The organism is Streptomyces sp. BBFR51, from assembly GCF_044591655.1.
In the GTDB taxonomy this organism is placed as follows: domain Bacteria; phylum Actinomycetota; class Actinomycetes; order Streptomycetales; family Streptomycetaceae; genus Streptomyces.
Map to the genome: position 1 here is coordinate 3,084,038 of NZ_CP172448.1, position 15,088 is coordinate 3,099,125.

The 15,088-nt window shown below is 69.5% G+C and carries 14 protein-coding genes and 2 pseudogenes; 5 read left to right on the plus strand and 11 right to left on the minus strand.

Annotated features, from left to right (window positions below; all coding sequences use genetic code 11):
- The first annotated feature begins 150 nt into the window (after positions 1 to 150).
- Both ACGH7X_RS13940 and ACGH7X_RS13945 read left to right on the plus strand, forming a co-directional pair.
- Positions 151 to 390, plus strand: a complete 240-nt coding sequence (locus ACGH7X_RS13940; RefSeq protein ID WP_217169860.1) for a heavy-metal-associated domain-containing protein — start codon at positions 151 to 153, stop codon at positions 388 to 390.
- Positions 391 to 424: 34 nt separating this feature from the next.
- Positions 425 to 2,767, plus strand: a complete 2,343-nt coding sequence (locus ACGH7X_RS13945) for a heavy metal translocating P-type ATPase (protein ID WP_399885174.1) — start codon at positions 425 to 427, stop codon at positions 2,765 to 2,767.
- Between the two features lie 609 nt (positions 2,768 to 3,376).
- Here the strand turns inward: ACGH7X_RS13945 and ACGH7X_RS13950 are convergent.
- Together ACGH7X_RS13950 and ACGH7X_RS13955 are read right to left on the minus strand one after the other, a co-directional pair.
- Complete coding sequence (locus tag ACGH7X_RS13950) at positions 3,377 to 4,666, minus strand: citrate synthase (protein WP_399885176.1); 1,290 nt, start codon at positions 4,664 to 4,666, stop codon at positions 3,377 to 3,379.
- 237 nt (positions 4,667 to 4,903) lie between these two features.
- Positions 4,904 to 7,168: an ATP-dependent RecD-like DNA helicase gene (locus ACGH7X_RS13955; RefSeq protein ID WP_399885178.1), complete on the minus strand. Its 2,265-nt coding sequence runs from the start codon at positions 7,166 to 7,168 to the stop codon at positions 4,904 to 4,906.
- A 66-nt stretch (positions 7,169 to 7,234) separates the two neighbouring features.
- On the opposite strand from ACGH7X_RS13955, the gene ACGH7X_RS13960 reads away from it, so the two are divergent.
- Entirely contained in the window at positions 7,235 to 7,807 is a 573-nt protein-coding gene (locus ACGH7X_RS13960) for a Uma2 family endonuclease (RefSeq protein WP_399885180.1), read from the plus strand.
- Here ACGH7X_RS13960 and ACGH7X_RS13965 read toward each other — a convergent pair.
- Genes ACGH7X_RS13965 through ACGH7X_RS13975 form a run of 3 tightly spaced genes read right to left on the minus strand, consistent with a single transcriptional unit; the run spans position 7,804 to position 9,025 of the window.
- Positions 7,804 to 7,998: a DUF397 domain-containing protein gene (locus ACGH7X_RS13965; protein ID WP_399885182.1), complete on the minus strand. Its 195-nt coding sequence runs from the start codon at positions 7,996 to 7,998 to the stop codon at positions 7,804 to 7,806. The genes ACGH7X_RS13960 and ACGH7X_RS13965 overlap by 4 nt on opposite strands.
- Positions 7,995 to 8,183, minus strand: a complete 189-nt coding sequence (locus ACGH7X_RS13970) for a DUF397 domain-containing protein (protein ID WP_399885184.1) — start codon at positions 8,181 to 8,183, stop codon at positions 7,995 to 7,997. The genes ACGH7X_RS13965 and ACGH7X_RS13970 overlap by 4 nt, the downstream gene beginning before the upstream one ends.
- 5 nt (positions 8,184 to 8,188) lie before the next feature.
- Positions 8,189 to 9,025, minus strand: a complete 837-nt coding sequence (locus ACGH7X_RS13975; RefSeq protein ID WP_399885186.1) for a helix-turn-helix transcriptional regulator — start codon at positions 9,023 to 9,025, stop codon at positions 8,189 to 8,191.
- A gap of 219 nt (positions 9,026 to 9,244) precedes the next feature.
- Here ACGH7X_RS13975 and ACGH7X_RS13980 point away from each other — a divergent pair, with 219 nt between their 5' ends.
- Positions 9,245 to 9,655: an ATP-binding protein gene (locus ACGH7X_RS13980; protein WP_399885188.1), complete on the plus strand. Its 411-nt coding sequence runs from the start codon at positions 9,245 to 9,247 to the stop codon at positions 9,653 to 9,655.
- Positions 9,656 to 9,792: 137 nt separating this feature from the next.
- Here the strand turns inward: ACGH7X_RS13980 and ACGH7X_RS13985 are convergent, their stop codons facing one another.
- From ACGH7X_RS13985 to ACGH7X_RS14000, 4 genes are read right to left on the minus strand one after another with little or no spacing between them, the layout of a single operon-like run.
- Positions 9,793 to 10,698 carry a hypothetical protein gene (locus tag ACGH7X_RS13985; RefSeq protein WP_399885190.1) on the minus strand — a complete coding sequence of 302 codons (906 nt, stop codon included), beginning with the start codon at positions 10,696 to 10,698 and terminating at the stop codon, positions 9,793 to 9,795.
- A gap of 57 nt (positions 10,699 to 10,755) precedes the next feature.
- A complete protein-coding gene (locus tag ACGH7X_RS13990; protein ID WP_399885192.1) occupies positions 10,756 to 11,646 on the minus strand; it encodes a fumarylacetoacetate hydrolase family protein in 891 nt (296 codons plus the stop codon).
- Positions 11,643 to 11,885, minus strand: coding sequence for a hypothetical protein (locus tag ACGH7X_RS13995; RefSeq protein WP_399885194.1), 243 nt, complete (start codon positions 11,883 to 11,885; stop codon positions 11,643 to 11,645). The genes ACGH7X_RS13990 and ACGH7X_RS13995 overlap by 4 nt, the downstream gene beginning before the upstream one ends.
- Positions 11,885 to 12,994, minus strand: coding sequence for an epoxide hydrolase family protein (locus ACGH7X_RS14000; protein ID WP_399885196.1), 1,110 nt, complete (start codon positions 12,992 to 12,994; stop codon positions 11,885 to 11,887). Before ACGH7X_RS14000 ends, ACGH7X_RS13995 begins: the two co-directional genes overlap by 1 nt.
- Positions 12,995 to 13,088: 94 nt before the next feature.
- Between ACGH7X_RS14000 and ACGH7X_RS14005 the strand changes: the two genes are divergently transcribed.
- The gene (locus ACGH7X_RS14005; protein WP_399885198.1) at positions 13,089 to 14,015 is read left to right on the plus strand and encodes a LysR family transcriptional regulator; all 927 of its coding nucleotides are present in this window, start codon (positions 13,089 to 13,091) and stop codon (positions 14,013 to 14,015) included.
- A gap of 233 nt (positions 14,016 to 14,248) precedes the next feature.
- On the opposite strand, the pseudogene ACGH7X_RS14010 reads toward ACGH7X_RS14005, so the two are convergent.
- Together ACGH7X_RS14010 and ACGH7X_RS14015 are read right to left on the minus strand one after the other, a co-directional pair.
- Positions 14,249 to 14,401, minus strand: a pseudogene (locus ACGH7X_RS14010) (flavodoxin family protein); the annotation flags it as partial.
- Between the two features lie 64 nt (positions 14,402 to 14,465).
- Positions 14,466 to 14,870, minus strand: a pseudogene (locus ACGH7X_RS14015) (DUF4241 domain-containing protein); the annotation flags it as partial.
- Positions 14,871 to 15,088 lie beyond the last annotated feature (218 nt).

Genomic DNA, 15,088 nt, shown 5'->3' on the forward strand with positions numbered 1-15,088 from the left:
GGCGTTCCCGCTGCTCGTCCCACTTCTCAGGGAAGGCTAAGCGGCCCCCATACCCCCTAGGGGTAAGGTGGGGAGTGACGTGGTCCCCGCGGGACCACGGGAGCGGCGGGGTACCCGCCCCTGAACGTACCGACGACGAGGAGTAACGACATGACCGCCCAGACCGACACCCAGGGCTCCGTCACCACCGTCTACAAGGTGAGCGGAATGAGCTGCGGCCACTGCGAGGGCGCCGTTTCCGGCGAGATCTCCGAGATCGCGGGCGTCGGCTCGGTGCAGGCCGTCGCCTCCACCGGCGAGGTGACCGTCGTCTCCGAGGCCCCCCTCGACGACGCGGCCGTACGCGCAGCCGTGGACGAGGCGGGCTTCGAGCTCGTCGGCAGGGCCTGAGCCTTCGCGCACGCACCGTTCTGGAGTCCGGACCATGACCAGCACCACCGCGGATTCACGCACCGCCACGACGGCCGCCGACCCCGGCCACCCAGGCTCCGCCGAGGTCGAGCTGCTCATCGGCGGAATGACCTGCGCCTCCTGCGCGGCCCGCGTCGAGAAGAAGCTCAACCGCATGGACGGTGTCACCGCCACGGTGAACTACGCGACGGAGAAGGCCCGGATCACCCGCCCGGCGACCACCCCGGTCGCCGACCTGATCGCCACCGTCGTGAAGACCGGGTACACCGCCGAGGAACCGGCACCGCCGCCGGAGCCCGCCGACGAGGCCGAGCCCTCGGGGGACGGCGAGGACCCCGAGTTGTCGGCCCTGCGCCGGCGCCTGGTCGTCTCGGCGCTCCTCGCCGCCCCGGTGGTGCTGCTCGCGATGGTCCCGGCGCTCCAGTTCGACAACTGGCAGTGGCTCTCGCTCACCCTGGCCGCGCCCGTCGTCGTCTGGGGCGGGCTGCCCTTCCACCGCGCCGCCTGGACCAACCTCCGGCACGGCGCGGCCACCATGGACACGCTGGTCTCGCTCGGCACGCTGGCGGCGTTCGGCTGGTCCCTGTGGGCGCTGTTCTTCGGGGACGCGGGCATGCCGGGCATGCGGCACGGCTTCGACCTCACCGTCTCCCGCACCGACGGCGCCTCCACGATCTACCTGGAGGCGGCCGCCGGGGTCACCGCCTTCCTGCTGCTCGGGCGCTGGCTGGAGGCCCGCTCCAAGCGCAGCGCGGGTGCCGCGCTGCGGGCGCTGATGGAGCTGGGCGCCAAGGACGTCGCGGTACTGCGGGAGGGGCGCGAGGTGCGGATACCCGTGTCCCGGCTGGCCGTGGGCGACCGGTTCGTGGTCCGGCCCGGCGAGAAGATCGCCACCGACGGCACGGTGGCCGAGGGCGCCTCGGCGGTGGACGCCTCCCTGCTGACCGGCGAGTCCGTGCCGGTGGACGTGAGTGTCGGCGACGCCGTCACCGGCGCCACGGTCAACGCCGGGGGCCGGCTGGTGGTCGAGGCGACGCGGGTCGGCGCGGACACCCAGTTGGCGCGGATGGCGAAGCTGGTCGAGGACGCGCAGAGCGGCAAGGCCGAGGTGCAGCGGCTCGCCGACCGGATCTCCGGGGTCTTCGTGCCCGTCGTGCTGCTGATCGCGGTCGCCACCTTCGGCGGCTGGCTGGGCGCCACCGGTGACACGGTCGCCGCGTTCACCGCGGCCGTCGCCGTCCTGATCATCGCCTGCCCCTGCGCGCTGGGCCTGGCCACGCCGACCGCGCTGCTGGTCGGCACCGGGCGCGGCGCCCAGCTCGGCATCCTCATCAAGGGCCCGGAGGTGCTGGAGTCCACGCGGCGCGTCGACACGGTCGTCCTGGACAAGACCGGCACCGTCACCACCGGCCGCATGACCCTGCACGAGGTGTACGCCGCCGAGGGCACCGACGAGGCGGAGCTGCTGCGCCTCGCGGGCGCCGTCGAACACGCCTCCGAGCACCCGGTGGCCCGCGCGGTCGCGGCCGGCGCGGAGGAACGGCTCGGCGCGCTGCCGGGCGTCGAGGACTTCGAGAACGTCCCGGGGCGCGGCGTACGCGCCCGCGTGGAGGGCCGTGCGGTGGCCGTGGGGCGCCTCTACGACACCCTGCCGCCCGAGGTGGCCCGCGCCAGGGACGAGGCCGAGCGCAGCGGTCGTACGGCCGTCGTCGTCGGCTGGGACGGCGTGGCGCGCGGTGTCGTCGCCGTGGCCGACGCGGTCAAGGAGACCAGCGCCGAGGCGGTGGCCGAGCTGCGCAGGCTGGGCCTGACGCCCGTCCTGCTGACCGGCGACAACCGGCGGGTGGCCGAGTCGGTGGCGGCGGCCGTCGGCATCGACGAGGTGATCGCCGAGGTGCTGCCCGAGGAGAAGGTCGCCGTGGTGGAGCGGCTGCGGGCCGAGGGCCGTACGGTCGCCATGGTCGGGGACGGCGTCAACGACGCGGCCGCGCTCGCCACCGCCGATCTGGGCCTGGCGATGGGTACGGGGACGGACGCGGCCATCGAGGCGGGTGACCTGACGCTGGTGCGCGGGGACCTGCGGGTGGCGGCGGACGCGATCCGGCTGTCCCGGCGCACGCTGTCCACGATCAAGGGCAACCTGGTGTGGGCCTTCGGCTACAACGTGGCCGCGCTGCCGCTGGCCGCCGCCGGACTGCTGAACCCGATGATCGCGGGGGCGGCGATGGCCTTCTCGTCGGTGTTCGTGGTCACCAACAGCCTCCGGCTGCGGGCCTTTCGCCGCTCCCCCCGCTCGTCCGCATTTCACGCAGGTCGTGGGGCTGCGCCTCTGGAGTCCGGCACTCGCCTCACATAAGCTCTTCACAAGGCTCGCGCATCTTCCTTACGCTTGAGTCCCGTGCGACGTACGGGGCTCTTGCGCACCTAACGGACATATGCAAGAGACGCAGATCACAGTGCTACGAACGTAACCATCGAAGGGGTTCGAAGGTCTAAGTTGGCGATGTCAGGCAGCGTCTTGGGGGGCGCCACCTGGCATCTGGGGATGTCTTGGGGGACTTTCCCAGAGCTGCGTTGCCGGGACACGTGCACCGGGAAGCTTTGAGCGGCCCTCCCGGGCGTGCGCTGTCCCGGCAGACCGCACGACAGCACGGCGAGTACGACAGGCACGACAGGCACGACCGGTACGACGAGTTCTGCTCGTTGTGCTCACACAGCGAATTCAGGCGCTGTCCTCACAGACGCCCGGCCGGATCCCGTGGGGGGAATCCGCACCGGGACATGGGAAGGCGCCCTGGATCGTCGGCCCGTGGGGGGACCGGCGCCAGGGCGCCTTCTGCTGTTCGCACCCGCTCACACCCGCTCGCACCCGCTCACACCCGCCCAGACCCGGGGCCGGGCACGGAAAAGTCCCGTGCCGGCCGGCACGGGACTCTTCTTGCGCGCTGCGGGGGTGCCTGGCGGTTCAGCGCTCCTCGACGGGGATGAAGTCGCGCTCGACGACGCCCGTGTAGATCTGGCGCGGGCGGCCGATGCGGGAACCCGGCTCCTTGATCATCTCGTGCCACTGGGCGATCCAGCCCGGAAGCCGGCCGAGGGCGAACAGGACCGTGAACATCTCGGTCGGGAAGCCCATGGCCCGGTAGATCAGGCCGGTGTAGAAGTCGACGTTCGGGTAGAGGCTGCGCGAGACGAAGTAGTCGTCGGAGAGCGCGTGCTCCTCCAGCTTCAGGGCGATGTCCAGCAGCTCGTCGGACTTGCCGAGGGCGGAGAGCACGTCGTGCGCGGCGGCCTTGATGATCTTGGCGCGCGGGTCGAAGTTCTTGTAGACCCGGTGGCCGAAGCCCATCAGGCGGACGCCGTCCTCCTTGTTCTTCACCTTGCGGATGAAGGAGTCGACGTCGCCGCCCGCGTCGCGGATGCCCTCGAGCATCTCCAGCACCGACTGGTTGGCGCCGCCGTGCAGCGGGCCCCAGAGGGCGTTGATGCCGGCCGAGATCGAGGCGAACATGTTCGCCTGCGAGGAGCCGACCAGGCGGACCGTGGAGGTCGAACAGTTCTGCTCGTGGTCCGCGTGCAGGATCAGCAGCTTGTCGAGCGCGGCGACGACCGTCGGGTCCAGCTCGTACTCCTGCGCCGGGACCGAGAAGGTCATGCGCAGGAAGTTCTCGACGTAGCCGAGGTTGTTGGCCGGGTAGACGAACGGGTGGCCGATCGACTTCTTGTACGCGTAGGCCGCGATCGTCGGGAGCTTCGCGAGCAGCCGGATCGTGGAGAGGTTGCGCTGACGCTCGTCGAACGGGTTGTGGCTGTCCTGGTAGAACGTCGACAGCGCCGAGACCACCGACGACAGCATGGCCATCGGGTGGGCGTCGCGCGGGAAGCCCTTGTAGAAGTTCTTGACGTCCTCGTGCAGCAGGGTGTGCTGCGTGATCTCGTCCTTGAACGAGGACAGCTCGTCGACGGTCGGCAGCTCGCCGTTGATCAGCAGGTAGGCGACCTCCACGAAGGAGGAGCGCTCGGCCAGCTGCTCGATCGGGTAGCCGCGGTAGCGGAGGATCCCCGCCTCGCCGTCCAGATACGTAATGGCGGATTTGTAGGCGGCGGTGTTGCCGTAACCGCTGTCCAGCGTCACCAGACCGGTCTGGGCGCGGAGCTTCCCGATGTCGAAGCCCTTGTCGCCGACGGTGCTGTCGATCACCGGGTAGGTGTACTCGCCATCGCCGAACCGCAGTACTACAGAGTTGTCGCTCACGTCTTCCCTCACCGACGTAGTGCCTCATCTTCGAGGTGCCCTGACTGTCTCTACCATCCCCCACTTGGCTCAGGAGAGTGCACTCGGGGTCGACCATCGGGCCTATCGGCGGCACTCAGTGCCGCCAACTTGCTCATCCTGCCCCCTCCGGTCCCCTTCCGGAAGTGCTGTGTGACCTTTACGACTCGTTTGATCGATCATTTATTTCACACAGGCCGGGAGGTTTACCGGAAGGTTTCAAGGGTGAGAGCCCGCCAGCCGGAAGTCGAGCGCCGTGCAGCGCCGGCCGGCCGACACCGTGCGCACCGCCTGTCCGATCGCCTTGCGCGAACCGACGAGGACGACCAGCCGCTTGGCGCGGGTGACCGCCGTGTACAGCAGGTTCCGCTGGAGCATCATCCAGGCCCCGGTCGTCACGGGAATCACGACCGCCGGGTACTCGCTCCCCTGGGACCGGTGGATGGTCACCGCGTACGCGTGGGCCAGCTCGTCCAGTTCGTCGAATTCGTACGGCACCTCCTCGTCCTCGTCCGTCAGTACGGTCAGACGCTGGTCGACGGGGTCGAGCGAGGTGACGACGCCCACGGTGCCGTTGAAGACCCCGTTCTCGCCCTTCTCGTAATTGTTGCGGATCTGGGTGACCTTGTCGCCGACCCGGAAGACCCGGCCGCCGAACCGCTTCTCCGGCACGTCCGGACGGCCCGGGGTGACGGCCTGCTGAAGCAGCCCGTTCAGCGCCCCGGCCCCGGCGGGACCGCGGTGCATGGGTGCCAGCACCTGCACGTCCCGGCGCGGATCGAGCCCGAACTTCTGCGGGATGCGGCGCGCGGCGACGTCCACGGTGAGCCGCCCCGCCTCCTCGGTGTCGTCCTCGACGAAGAGGAAGAAGTCCTTCATGCCCTCGGTGAGCGGGTGCTGCCCGCCGTTGATCCGGTGCGCGTTCGTCACGACCCCCGACTGCTGGGCCTGCCGGAAGACACGGGTGAGCCGGACGGCGGGGACCGGGCTGCCGGGCGCGAGCAGGTCCCTCAGCACCTCCCCCGCCCCCACGCTGGGCAACTGGTCGACGTCCCCGACGAGGAGCAGATGAGCCCCCGGCGGCACGGCTTTGGCGAGCTTGTTGGCGAGGAGGAGATCGAGCATGGATGCCTCGTCCACCACGACCAGATCGGCGTCGAGCGGCCGCTCCCGGTCGTAGGCCGCGTCGCCGCCGGGCTTCAGCTCCAGCAGCCGGTGCACGGTGGACGCGTCGGCGCCGGTCAGCTCGGCGAGACGCTTGGCGGCCCGCCCGGTGGGCGCGGCGAGCACGACCTTCGCCTTCTTCGCCCGCGCCAGCTCCACGATCGACCGCACGGTGAAGGACTTGCCACACCCCGGCCCGCCGGTGAGGACGGCGACCTTCTCGGTGAGCGCGAGCCGGACGGCGGCCTCCTGCTCGGGCGCGAGTTCGGCCTTCGTCCGCCGCTTGAGCCACCCGAGCGCCTTGTCCCAGGCCACGTCCTGGAAGCCGGGCATCCGGTCCTCGCCGGTGTGGAGGAGGCGGCGCAGCTGTCCGGCCAGGGCCTGCTCGGCACGGTGGAAGGGGACGAGGTAGACGGCCGTGATGGGCTCGCCGCCCTCGGGGTGGGGCACCTTCTCCCGTACGACACCGGGATCGCCGTCCGGTTCCTCGGGCTCGGCGGCCAGCTCGCCCAGGCACTCGATGACGAGCCCGGTGTCCACCTGGAGCAGCTTCACCGCGTCGGCGATCAGCTTCTCCTCGGGGAGATAGCAGTGCCCTTGGTCGGTGGCCTGCGACAGCGCGTACTGAAGCCCGGCCTTCACCCGATCGGGGCTGTCGTGCGGGATGCCGACGGACTGGGCGATCTTGTCGGCGGTGAGGAAACCGATGCCCCAGACGTCGGAGGCGAGCCGGTAGGGCTGGTTCTTCACGACGGAGATCGAGGCGTCCCCGTACTTCTTGTAAATGCGTACGGCGATGGACGTCGACACCTCGACGGTCTGGAGGAAGAGCATGACCTCCTTGATCGCCTTCTGCTCCTCCCAGGCCTCGGCGATCTTCTTGGTCCGCTTGGGCCCGAGCCCGGGCACCTCGATGAGCCGCTTGGGCTCCTCCTCGATGATGGTGAGCGTGTCGAGCCCGAAGTGCTGCGTGATCCGGTCGGCGAAGATCGGCCCGATGCCCTTGACCAGCCCGGACCCGAGGTAGCGCCGGATGCCCTGCACGGTGGCGGGCAGCAGCGTCGTGTAGTTCTCCACGTGGAACTGCTTGCCGTACTGGGGATGCGACCCCCAGCGCCCCTCCATCCGCAGGGACTCCCCCACCTGCGCGCCGAGCAGCGCGCCGACGACGGTCAGCAGATCGCCGGCGCCTCTGCCGGTGTCGACGCGGGCGACCGTGTAGCCGTTCTCCTCGTTGGCGTACGTGACGCGCTCCAGGACACCTTCGAGGGTGGCGAGCCGCCGCTCGCCGGGGGCGGCAGCCGCGGACTGGTTGGACATGATCCGACGGTACCGGTGGGGACTGACAGGGCGGCCGGAGAGTCGCCTTCTCAGTACTCTGGGCTCATGGACTACGCCAAGATGCGCGCCATCGCCACAGAGCTCGGGGCTTACTCGGAGCAGCTCGAGGGGTCGTGGAGTGTCGAGATCGGGCCCTCCGGTCCGATACTGGCGATGATGTGCCCGTCGAAGCGCCACGAGGGGACTGTCCGCCGCATCTGCAAGCAGTTGGACGCGCAACTGCCCCGCACCCACCCCGGTCACATCTGCGCGAACGGACCGGAGATCGAGCACCCGGCCATCGGGCGCATGCGCCGCCCCGATGCCGTCGTGATCCCCGAAGCCACCCTCGACGAAGAGGGCCTGGCGGTCGACGCGACGCAGGTGCTGGCTGCCGTCGAGATCGTCTCACCGTCCAACCCGAGCAACGACTACGACGAGAAGTTGGCCGACTATCCGGCCATGGGCATCCCGCACTACATGATCGTCGACCCGCGCACCGGCACGATCGAGGTGCACTCCGAGCCGTGCAAGGGCCGCTACAGCAGCAAGGAGCCGTACATCTTCGGCGACGCGGTGCCGTTCGGGCCGTGGACGGTGGAGACGTCGGAGTTCCGCAGGTACGGCAGGGACGGCTAGCGGCGCGCGTCCGATTTGAGGACTTCGAGGAAGGGGGCGAAGGCCTCCGGCGGGAAGGTGAGGGTGGCCCGGGCGGGGGCCTTGGAGTCGCGGACGGCGACGTGGGTGGTCGAGGTGGCTATCTCCACGCACTCGTTGCCGTCACCCGGGCCCGAGTGGGACGACTTGCGCCAGTTGTCCGCACGCCTCACAGCTCCTTCTCCGCCCCCTTGACCGCGCCGACGAAGGTTCTGAAGGCCTCGATGCGGAGAGTGAGCGTTCCGTAGGCAGGAGCCTTGGAGTCACGGATGGCTATGCAAGTGGGTGAGCTCGCGATCTCCACGCATTCGTTGCCGTCGTCGGGACCCGAGTAGGACGACTTCCGCCAGTTGTCCATGCGCCTCACAGCTCCTTCGCCAGCCGGTTGATGAAGTCCCGCGAGCGTTCGGGGTCGAGCGATACGGCTTCCACTTTACGGAAGCGGGTTCGAAAAGCGCCGAGTTGGGCCTCGGAGTCGATGAAGGCCGAGCCATGCGGTACGTCACGCACCACTGTGTCCAGTTTGGGTACTGCGGCGCCCACATACGTCATGGTGCTGGCAGCTCTGGCAAAGCCGTCCAGGTCGAAGGGGATGACGCGCACAGTGATGTTGTCTGCTTCGGAGAGATCAACGAGCCTGACGAGTTGGGCTCGCGAGGCGACACGGTCGCCGACCCTGATACGGAGGGCAGCCTCGTGGATCACCAACTCGTACGGGACGGTGATCCCCTGAGACGCCATGCGGTGGCGGACACGCAAGTCAAGTTCTTCGCAGGCGAGTTCGGGCACTCGTCCGGAGAAGACAGCACGGGCATACTCCTCCGTTTGCAACAGCCCCGGCACGTACAGAATGGCCACGTCGCGACGGAACGAGGCGTAGTGGTTCAGTTCTGACAGGTCCAGGAACGATGTGGGCAGCAGGCCCCGGTACTCCTCCCACCAACCGCGCGTCCGGTCGGTCGCCATCTCTACCAAAGCGTTGACGAACTCTTCATCCGCACAAGCGTAATGAGATGCCAGACGTCGGAGCCGCTGCTCACTCACTCCCGACAGTCCTGCTTCGATCTGACTGATCTGTACGTTACTCACGCCGAGCATGGCCGCAGCCTGCCGAGCGGTGAGGCCCGCCGCCTCGCGGAGTCTGCGGAGTTCTACCGCGAGGCGCAGTTGCCGTGCCGTTGGTTCGCGCCTCGTGGGCATTGACCGTTCCTCCATCCAACGCGCCTGGCAACGCAACTCGTTCGGGGCCAGATTACGCGACCAGCTTGCCGCGCCGAAACTTTCAGGTCTACCGTCGGTGACGCGACGTACACAGTGCGACACCGGGCTCCGGAAGCGCACCGCCCTGTCCTGCCATGACGGCTGCGGCATTGCCACCTGGCCCGCCACAAACCCACCACGCCCGATCAGGAGTCCCGCATGCCCGAAAACGAACCGTGGGAGTACTCCCTCTACATCCCCAACGACCTCCGTGCCGTCACCGTCAGCCGCCGCACCCTCCGCCTGGTCCTCACCATGCACGGCCTGATCCGCCTCGTCGACGTCGCCGAACTGCTCGCCACGGAGCTGGTCTCCAACGCCGTACGGCACACCAAGGGCCCCGCCGCCCTCCGTATCCGCTGGTCGCCGCCGGGCACGCTGCGGATCGGGGCGTGGGACGCGGATCCCGAACCGCCCGAGCCGCCCGCGCGGTTCGAGAGGGTGGCGGAGCTGGAGGAAGGGCGGGGGCTGGCGCTGGTGCGGGCCTGCGCGGACGTGTGGGGGTGGCATCCGCTGGCCCGGCACGGCAACCGGGGCAAGTACGTGTGGTGCGAGCTGGCGGCGTCCTGACGACTCAGGCCCGCCGCGCGATTGACATGCAGCCTTTCAGTTGTCTAATCGCTGTACCGCCAGCCTCGCGCCCGGTCCAGCCCCCGGCGCCACCCTGCGCTACATGTCCGTTCGTCACGGCTGCGCGAGAACGGGGCCTACCTGGCGGCCTCCGGGTCGGCGGACCGCGTTTCTCCCGTCTCCACGCGGAAGGGGTATGTCCCGGCTGCGGTGAACGCGTCGTGGATCGGCCTGATGAGCGAGGTGAGGCGACGGACGTCGGCGTCGCCGATCGGCGTCCACAGCGCCGCGCAGTGCTCGTCGGTCTCGACCTCGATCTGCTCGCGCGCCGCGATGCCGGCATCGGTAGCGGTGCCGTCGGCGTCGAGCCAGCCGCGTGCGACGAGGCGTGTCGTTGCCGCGGCCACCTCCTCGTCGTCCCACATCCGGGTGGCACGCGCGATGGCTTCCGGGAAGTGACCTGTCGCGGTTTGCAGCACGTTACAGTCACACGGCCCGAGGCCGCCCGCCGCGAGCACGGTGAAATGCGCGTCGCCGCGCCACTCGCGCAGCACCGTGATCTGCTGCCACAGCGCGACGAGCGGATCGGCCGGGAGGGGGACCGAGGCGTTGGCGGCGGCCATCGTCTTCCCGGCGTGGTCGGCGCTCGCGACGACCGGGTCGATCAGCGATCGTGCCTCGGCGATCTGATCGGCGGTGAGGCTCACGCCGACGCGCTGCAACGCACGGTCGACGGCTGTGAAGCGAGCGGCCTGCCACTCCTGTGGCGGCGCTGTGTCCCAGACGCCTGCCATGGCCTGCACCGACCGCGGGCTGAAGTTGTAGAAGGCCGCGAGCGTGACCTGCCATGGGACTGCGCCCATCGGGGCTGACCGGAACGCGAAGTACGCCGGTCCGTACTCGGTCACGCCCAGCTTGGCGGCCTCTTCCGGTGCCTCGGGGATGAAGTAGACGAACAGATGGGTCGCGTTGATGGTGAGGCTGACCTCGCGGACGGCGTCCAGATCCTTGTCGGCGCGAGCGAAGGTGCTGGCGAGATGCATCGTGGTGGTCTCCCGGCAAGAGGAATGATCAAGGTCGTTCTTGGTGCGTCCGGTAAGTCAGGACGGCTCTGGCGCGGTGATCCGTGCGGAGATCGCGCCGAGTTCCTGCACTTCGATCCGGACCGTGTCTCCCGGTGCCAGGTAGGGGCGGCGGCCGGACGACTCCTGGATGCAGCCGGTGCCCACAGGGCCGCTGGCGATGATGTCACCGGCTCGCAGCGAGGTGCCGCGCGACGCGTGCGCCAGCATCTCGCCGAACGACCAGTGGATCTCGTCCCAACTGCCGCCGCCGTAATGCTCGTCGTTGACGTACCCGTCCATCCGCAACGCATAGCCCCGACCCGAGCGGTAGGGCTCCAGTTCGTCGGGGGTGACGAGGAACGGGCCGAGGCTGGTCGAGGCGTCCTTGCTCTTGGACGGGCCGTACACGAACCCCATCTCGCTCGCGGAGATGTCGCGTGCGCTCCAGTCGCAGTAGACCAGGTAGCCGGCGATGTGGTTCTCCGCCGTGGCGGCGTCGAGGTTCGAGCAGTCCCCGGCGATCACCGCGGCGACCTCGACCTCGTAGTCCCACAGCTGAGCGCCCGGGGCGATGGCGACCTCGTCGTGCGGTCCCTTGATCGCCGCCGGGTTGGAGAAATGGAAGAGCGGATACTCGTACCAGACCGGGCTGACCCTGCCGTCGCCGACTGCTGCCTTACCCGCGTTGCTGATGTGACGTTCGAACGCGGCGAAGTCCCGGACCGCCGGGGGTACCGGTATCGGTGCCAGCAGGTCGGCGGTGGCCGGCTCGACGATCTCGGTCGGTTTCCTGGTTGCGGCGGCCTCCAGCCCGCCTTCGGCGCGCAGCAGCTCCAACAGGTCCCTGCCCACGGCGTGGATCTTGTTGTCGCGCAGCACGCCGCAGCGCGTGGAGCCGTCGGCGGAGCGGTAGCTGACCCACTTCATCGGGCAAGCACCTCCCGGGCGCGGTCGTAGAGGCGTCGTGCGTCGGCGAGGGAGGATGCCTGAGGGCCCGGGATCTCCTTGACGGCGGTCTCGAAACGCCCGGCGCCGTCGGCGGTCTTCGTACGCCCGGGGCGCTGGAACCGGGCGCCGGGCTCGGCCTCGGCCCTGTCGGTCCCGACGGCCACGACCCGGTCCCCACGCCCGATGCCGTCCGTGCCCCCGCTGATCTCGACCGTCATCACGCGGCCACCGTCCGCGCGAACTTGACGATCTCCTCGACGAACAGCTCAGGCTGCTCCAAGGCGGCGAAGTGGCCGCCCGCGGGGATGTCGTCGTTGAAGTAGCGCAGGTCGCGATAGGCGCGCTCGGCCCAGATGCGCGGGATACGCGTCAGTTCGTCCGGGAAGACGCTGACCCCGACGGGAAGGTCCAGCTCGGTGGGAGCGAGCGGCTGCCGGGCGTACTCCCAGTACAGGCGGGCGGAGGAAGCAGCGGTGCCGGTGAACCAGTACAGGGAGATGTGGTCGAGGATCTCGTCGGGGGTGAGGGCGTCGGGCCGGGCCCAGTCGAGGAACTTCTCGTAGATCCAGGCGGCCTGCCCGGCCGGGGAGTCGGTCAGGGCGTAGCCGATGGTCTGCGGCCGGGTGCGCTGCACGACGTGGTATCCGGAATGGACGGCGAAGAAGCGGCTGCCCTGTTCGAGTGCGGCCTTCTCCTCGGGGGCCGGGTCGTCGCCGACCGGTGGTGCGGCGAGGAACTCGGGGAAGTTGACGTGGATCGCATGCAGGCCCGTCAGGCGCTGCGCCCCCATGCGGGTCGCGACGACACCGCCCCAGTCGCCTCCCTGGGCCAGGTAGGAGTCATAGCCGAGGCGCCGCATGAGCACGCCGTACGCGCGGGCGATCCGGTCTGGGCCCCAACCGGTGGCGGTGGGGTGGTCGGAGAATCCGTAGCCGGGCATCGAGGGGACGACGAGGTGGAAGCCGTGCTCGGTGAGAGGGCCGACGGTCTTGAGGAACTCCAGGAACGAGCCCGGCCATCCGTGCAGCAGCAACAGGGGGGTGGCGTCGGGGCGGGTCGAGCGTACGTGCAGGAAGTGGAGGCCGAGACCGTCGATGGTCGTGCGGAACTGGCCCAGCTCGTTGAGCCGCCGCTCCAGATCGCGCCAGTCGTACCCGGTGGCCCAGTACTCCAGCAGCTCCTCCAGGCGCTCCCGCCGCACTCCCTGGCTGCTGTCCGGCGCTGTCTCCCGGCCGGCGAGGCGTACCCGGTGGAGCCGGTCCTTCAGATCCTCCAGGGCGCTGTCCGCGATGTCGATACGAAAAGGTGTCACGCTGTCCGATGTCATGGTCACCACGGTGCGGCCGTGACGAGCGCACAGTCCAATGATTGTTCCGACACGTGTAATACGGTCGCCGTATAAGGCCAGGTAGAGTGGGGTGGTGTCCGAACGCTTCCCCGCACCCGTGGACCTCGACCTCCGGCTGGTGCAGTGCTTCACGGTGGTCGCCGAGCACCAGCACTTCGGCCGTGCCGCCGAGGCGCTGCACACCACCCAGCCGTCACTGAGCCGGCAGATCCGCCGCCTCGAACAGCAGGTGGGCGTCCGCCTGCTCGACCGCACCACGCGCGGCACCCGGCTCAGCGAGGCCGGCGAGGCTTTCCTGCCCCAGGCCCAGGAACTGCTGCGCGCCGCGGTCGAGGCGATGGCCCGCACCCGGGCCGCGGCCCGGCCCAGCAGCATCACCATCGGCTACACCAAGGGGCTGGTCGTCACCGCGGCCGTGCGGGCCCTGCGGGACCGCCATCCCGACGCCGAGGTCCACACCCGCCTGCTCGCCTGGAACGACTCGCGCGGCGCGCTGCTGGAGCACCGCGTCGACGCGGTGGTGACCCGTCTGCCCTTCCCCACCGACCGGCTGCGCGTCACCGTCCTCTACGACGAACCGCGCGTGCTGGTCGTACCTCGGGACCACCGTCTGGCCGACAAGGAGTCGGTCACCCTCGACGACATCGCCGACGAGCCGATCCCCCACGTACGCCAGTCCGACCCGTTGCTGAACGCCTACTGGCGGCTCGATCCCCGGCCCGACGGGCGGCCCGCGCCCGACGGCCCCCTGGCCGAAGCCCTTGAGGACAAACACGAACTCATCGCCGCCGGGCAGGCCGTGGCGATCGGGCCCCCCCTCGACCACGCGACCGGCCTGCATCCCAGCCTCATCACCGTCCCGTTGCGCGGAGTGGAACCGAGCCAGGTCGTACTCGCCACGCGCTCCGGCGACCGCGGCCGTCTGGTCACCGCTTTCCGTAAGCATGCCGAAGCTCTGCTCACCGGAACCCACCGTGCGGGACCGATCCGCACGACATGATCAGCGGCGGCTCCGCCCGCACCCGCAAGCGATCATGACCCTTGCCCGGTCTGCCGCCACAGCGTCCCGACGAGCTCGGGGACTCCTCCTCCTTGGAGGAGAAGTCCCGGAAGTTCGTGGGCACGAAACCGCTGATCGGCCGACCAGATCGTGTGGCTCGCCGACGGCACCCCCGGCACGGACTGGCGCCGCGCAATCCCGTAACGGGAGCCGGGGTTTGGGGAAGGTTCCGGTCAGTCGCGCACATGCAGCCCGAAACCCGTGCGGCCCGCAGGTTCCAGCCGCTCCTTCAGGTGGAGTGGGCGGAACGCGATCGGCTCGGTCGACTCCAGGGTGAGCAGGCGCTGTTCCCAGGCCTTGGCGACGTCCAGCACGAACGGCGGCAGTGACGTCCTTCTGGAAGTCGACGACGACGCAACCAACCTGTCCGTCATCGGTGCGGCCGATCCAGACGGGGTAGGCCCCGTCACCCCAGCCGGCACGGAAGGCGATGAGGTTCGGCTCGGGCTCCGTGCTGGGCAGCCCCAGGTCCTCGTCGGGCAGGAGGGCCATTTCCCACTCGTGGGGCGGGGTGTCCAGGAACGTCACCCTGGCCGCGGCGACCCTGGCCCCGCGTGTCGTGCGCGAAAGCGACAGCGTGACCGGGAACTCGCCGGGTGGCACAGCGACGGTCCGCGAAGTCTCTCCGATCGAGCCGGGGTCCGAGACCGCCAGCTGCCCTGACGTGATCCGCAGCAGGCCGGCGTCGACGAGCTCGACGGCGGCCGGCCCATCCGGAGCGTCGCACGCGCCCGGACTGAACGGGTGCTCGATGCCGGTGGCGCGCAGCGGTCCCAATCCCTCGTCCACCAACACGTCGCTCAGGACTATGGTCGTGGCGGGCTCGTGGCTTGAGGTCGATCACCTGCATGCGCCAGGACCTGAGCTTCGTCGTGCCGCAGTCTGCCACTGAGGTGTGACACATGGGATTGACACCCTGCGGCACGAGGACACACACCGGCCAACTGTTCACCACCCGCCCATTTGAGCGGGCCACGCACAATACAAGGCCAACTGTTCACGGTTGAGCCGAA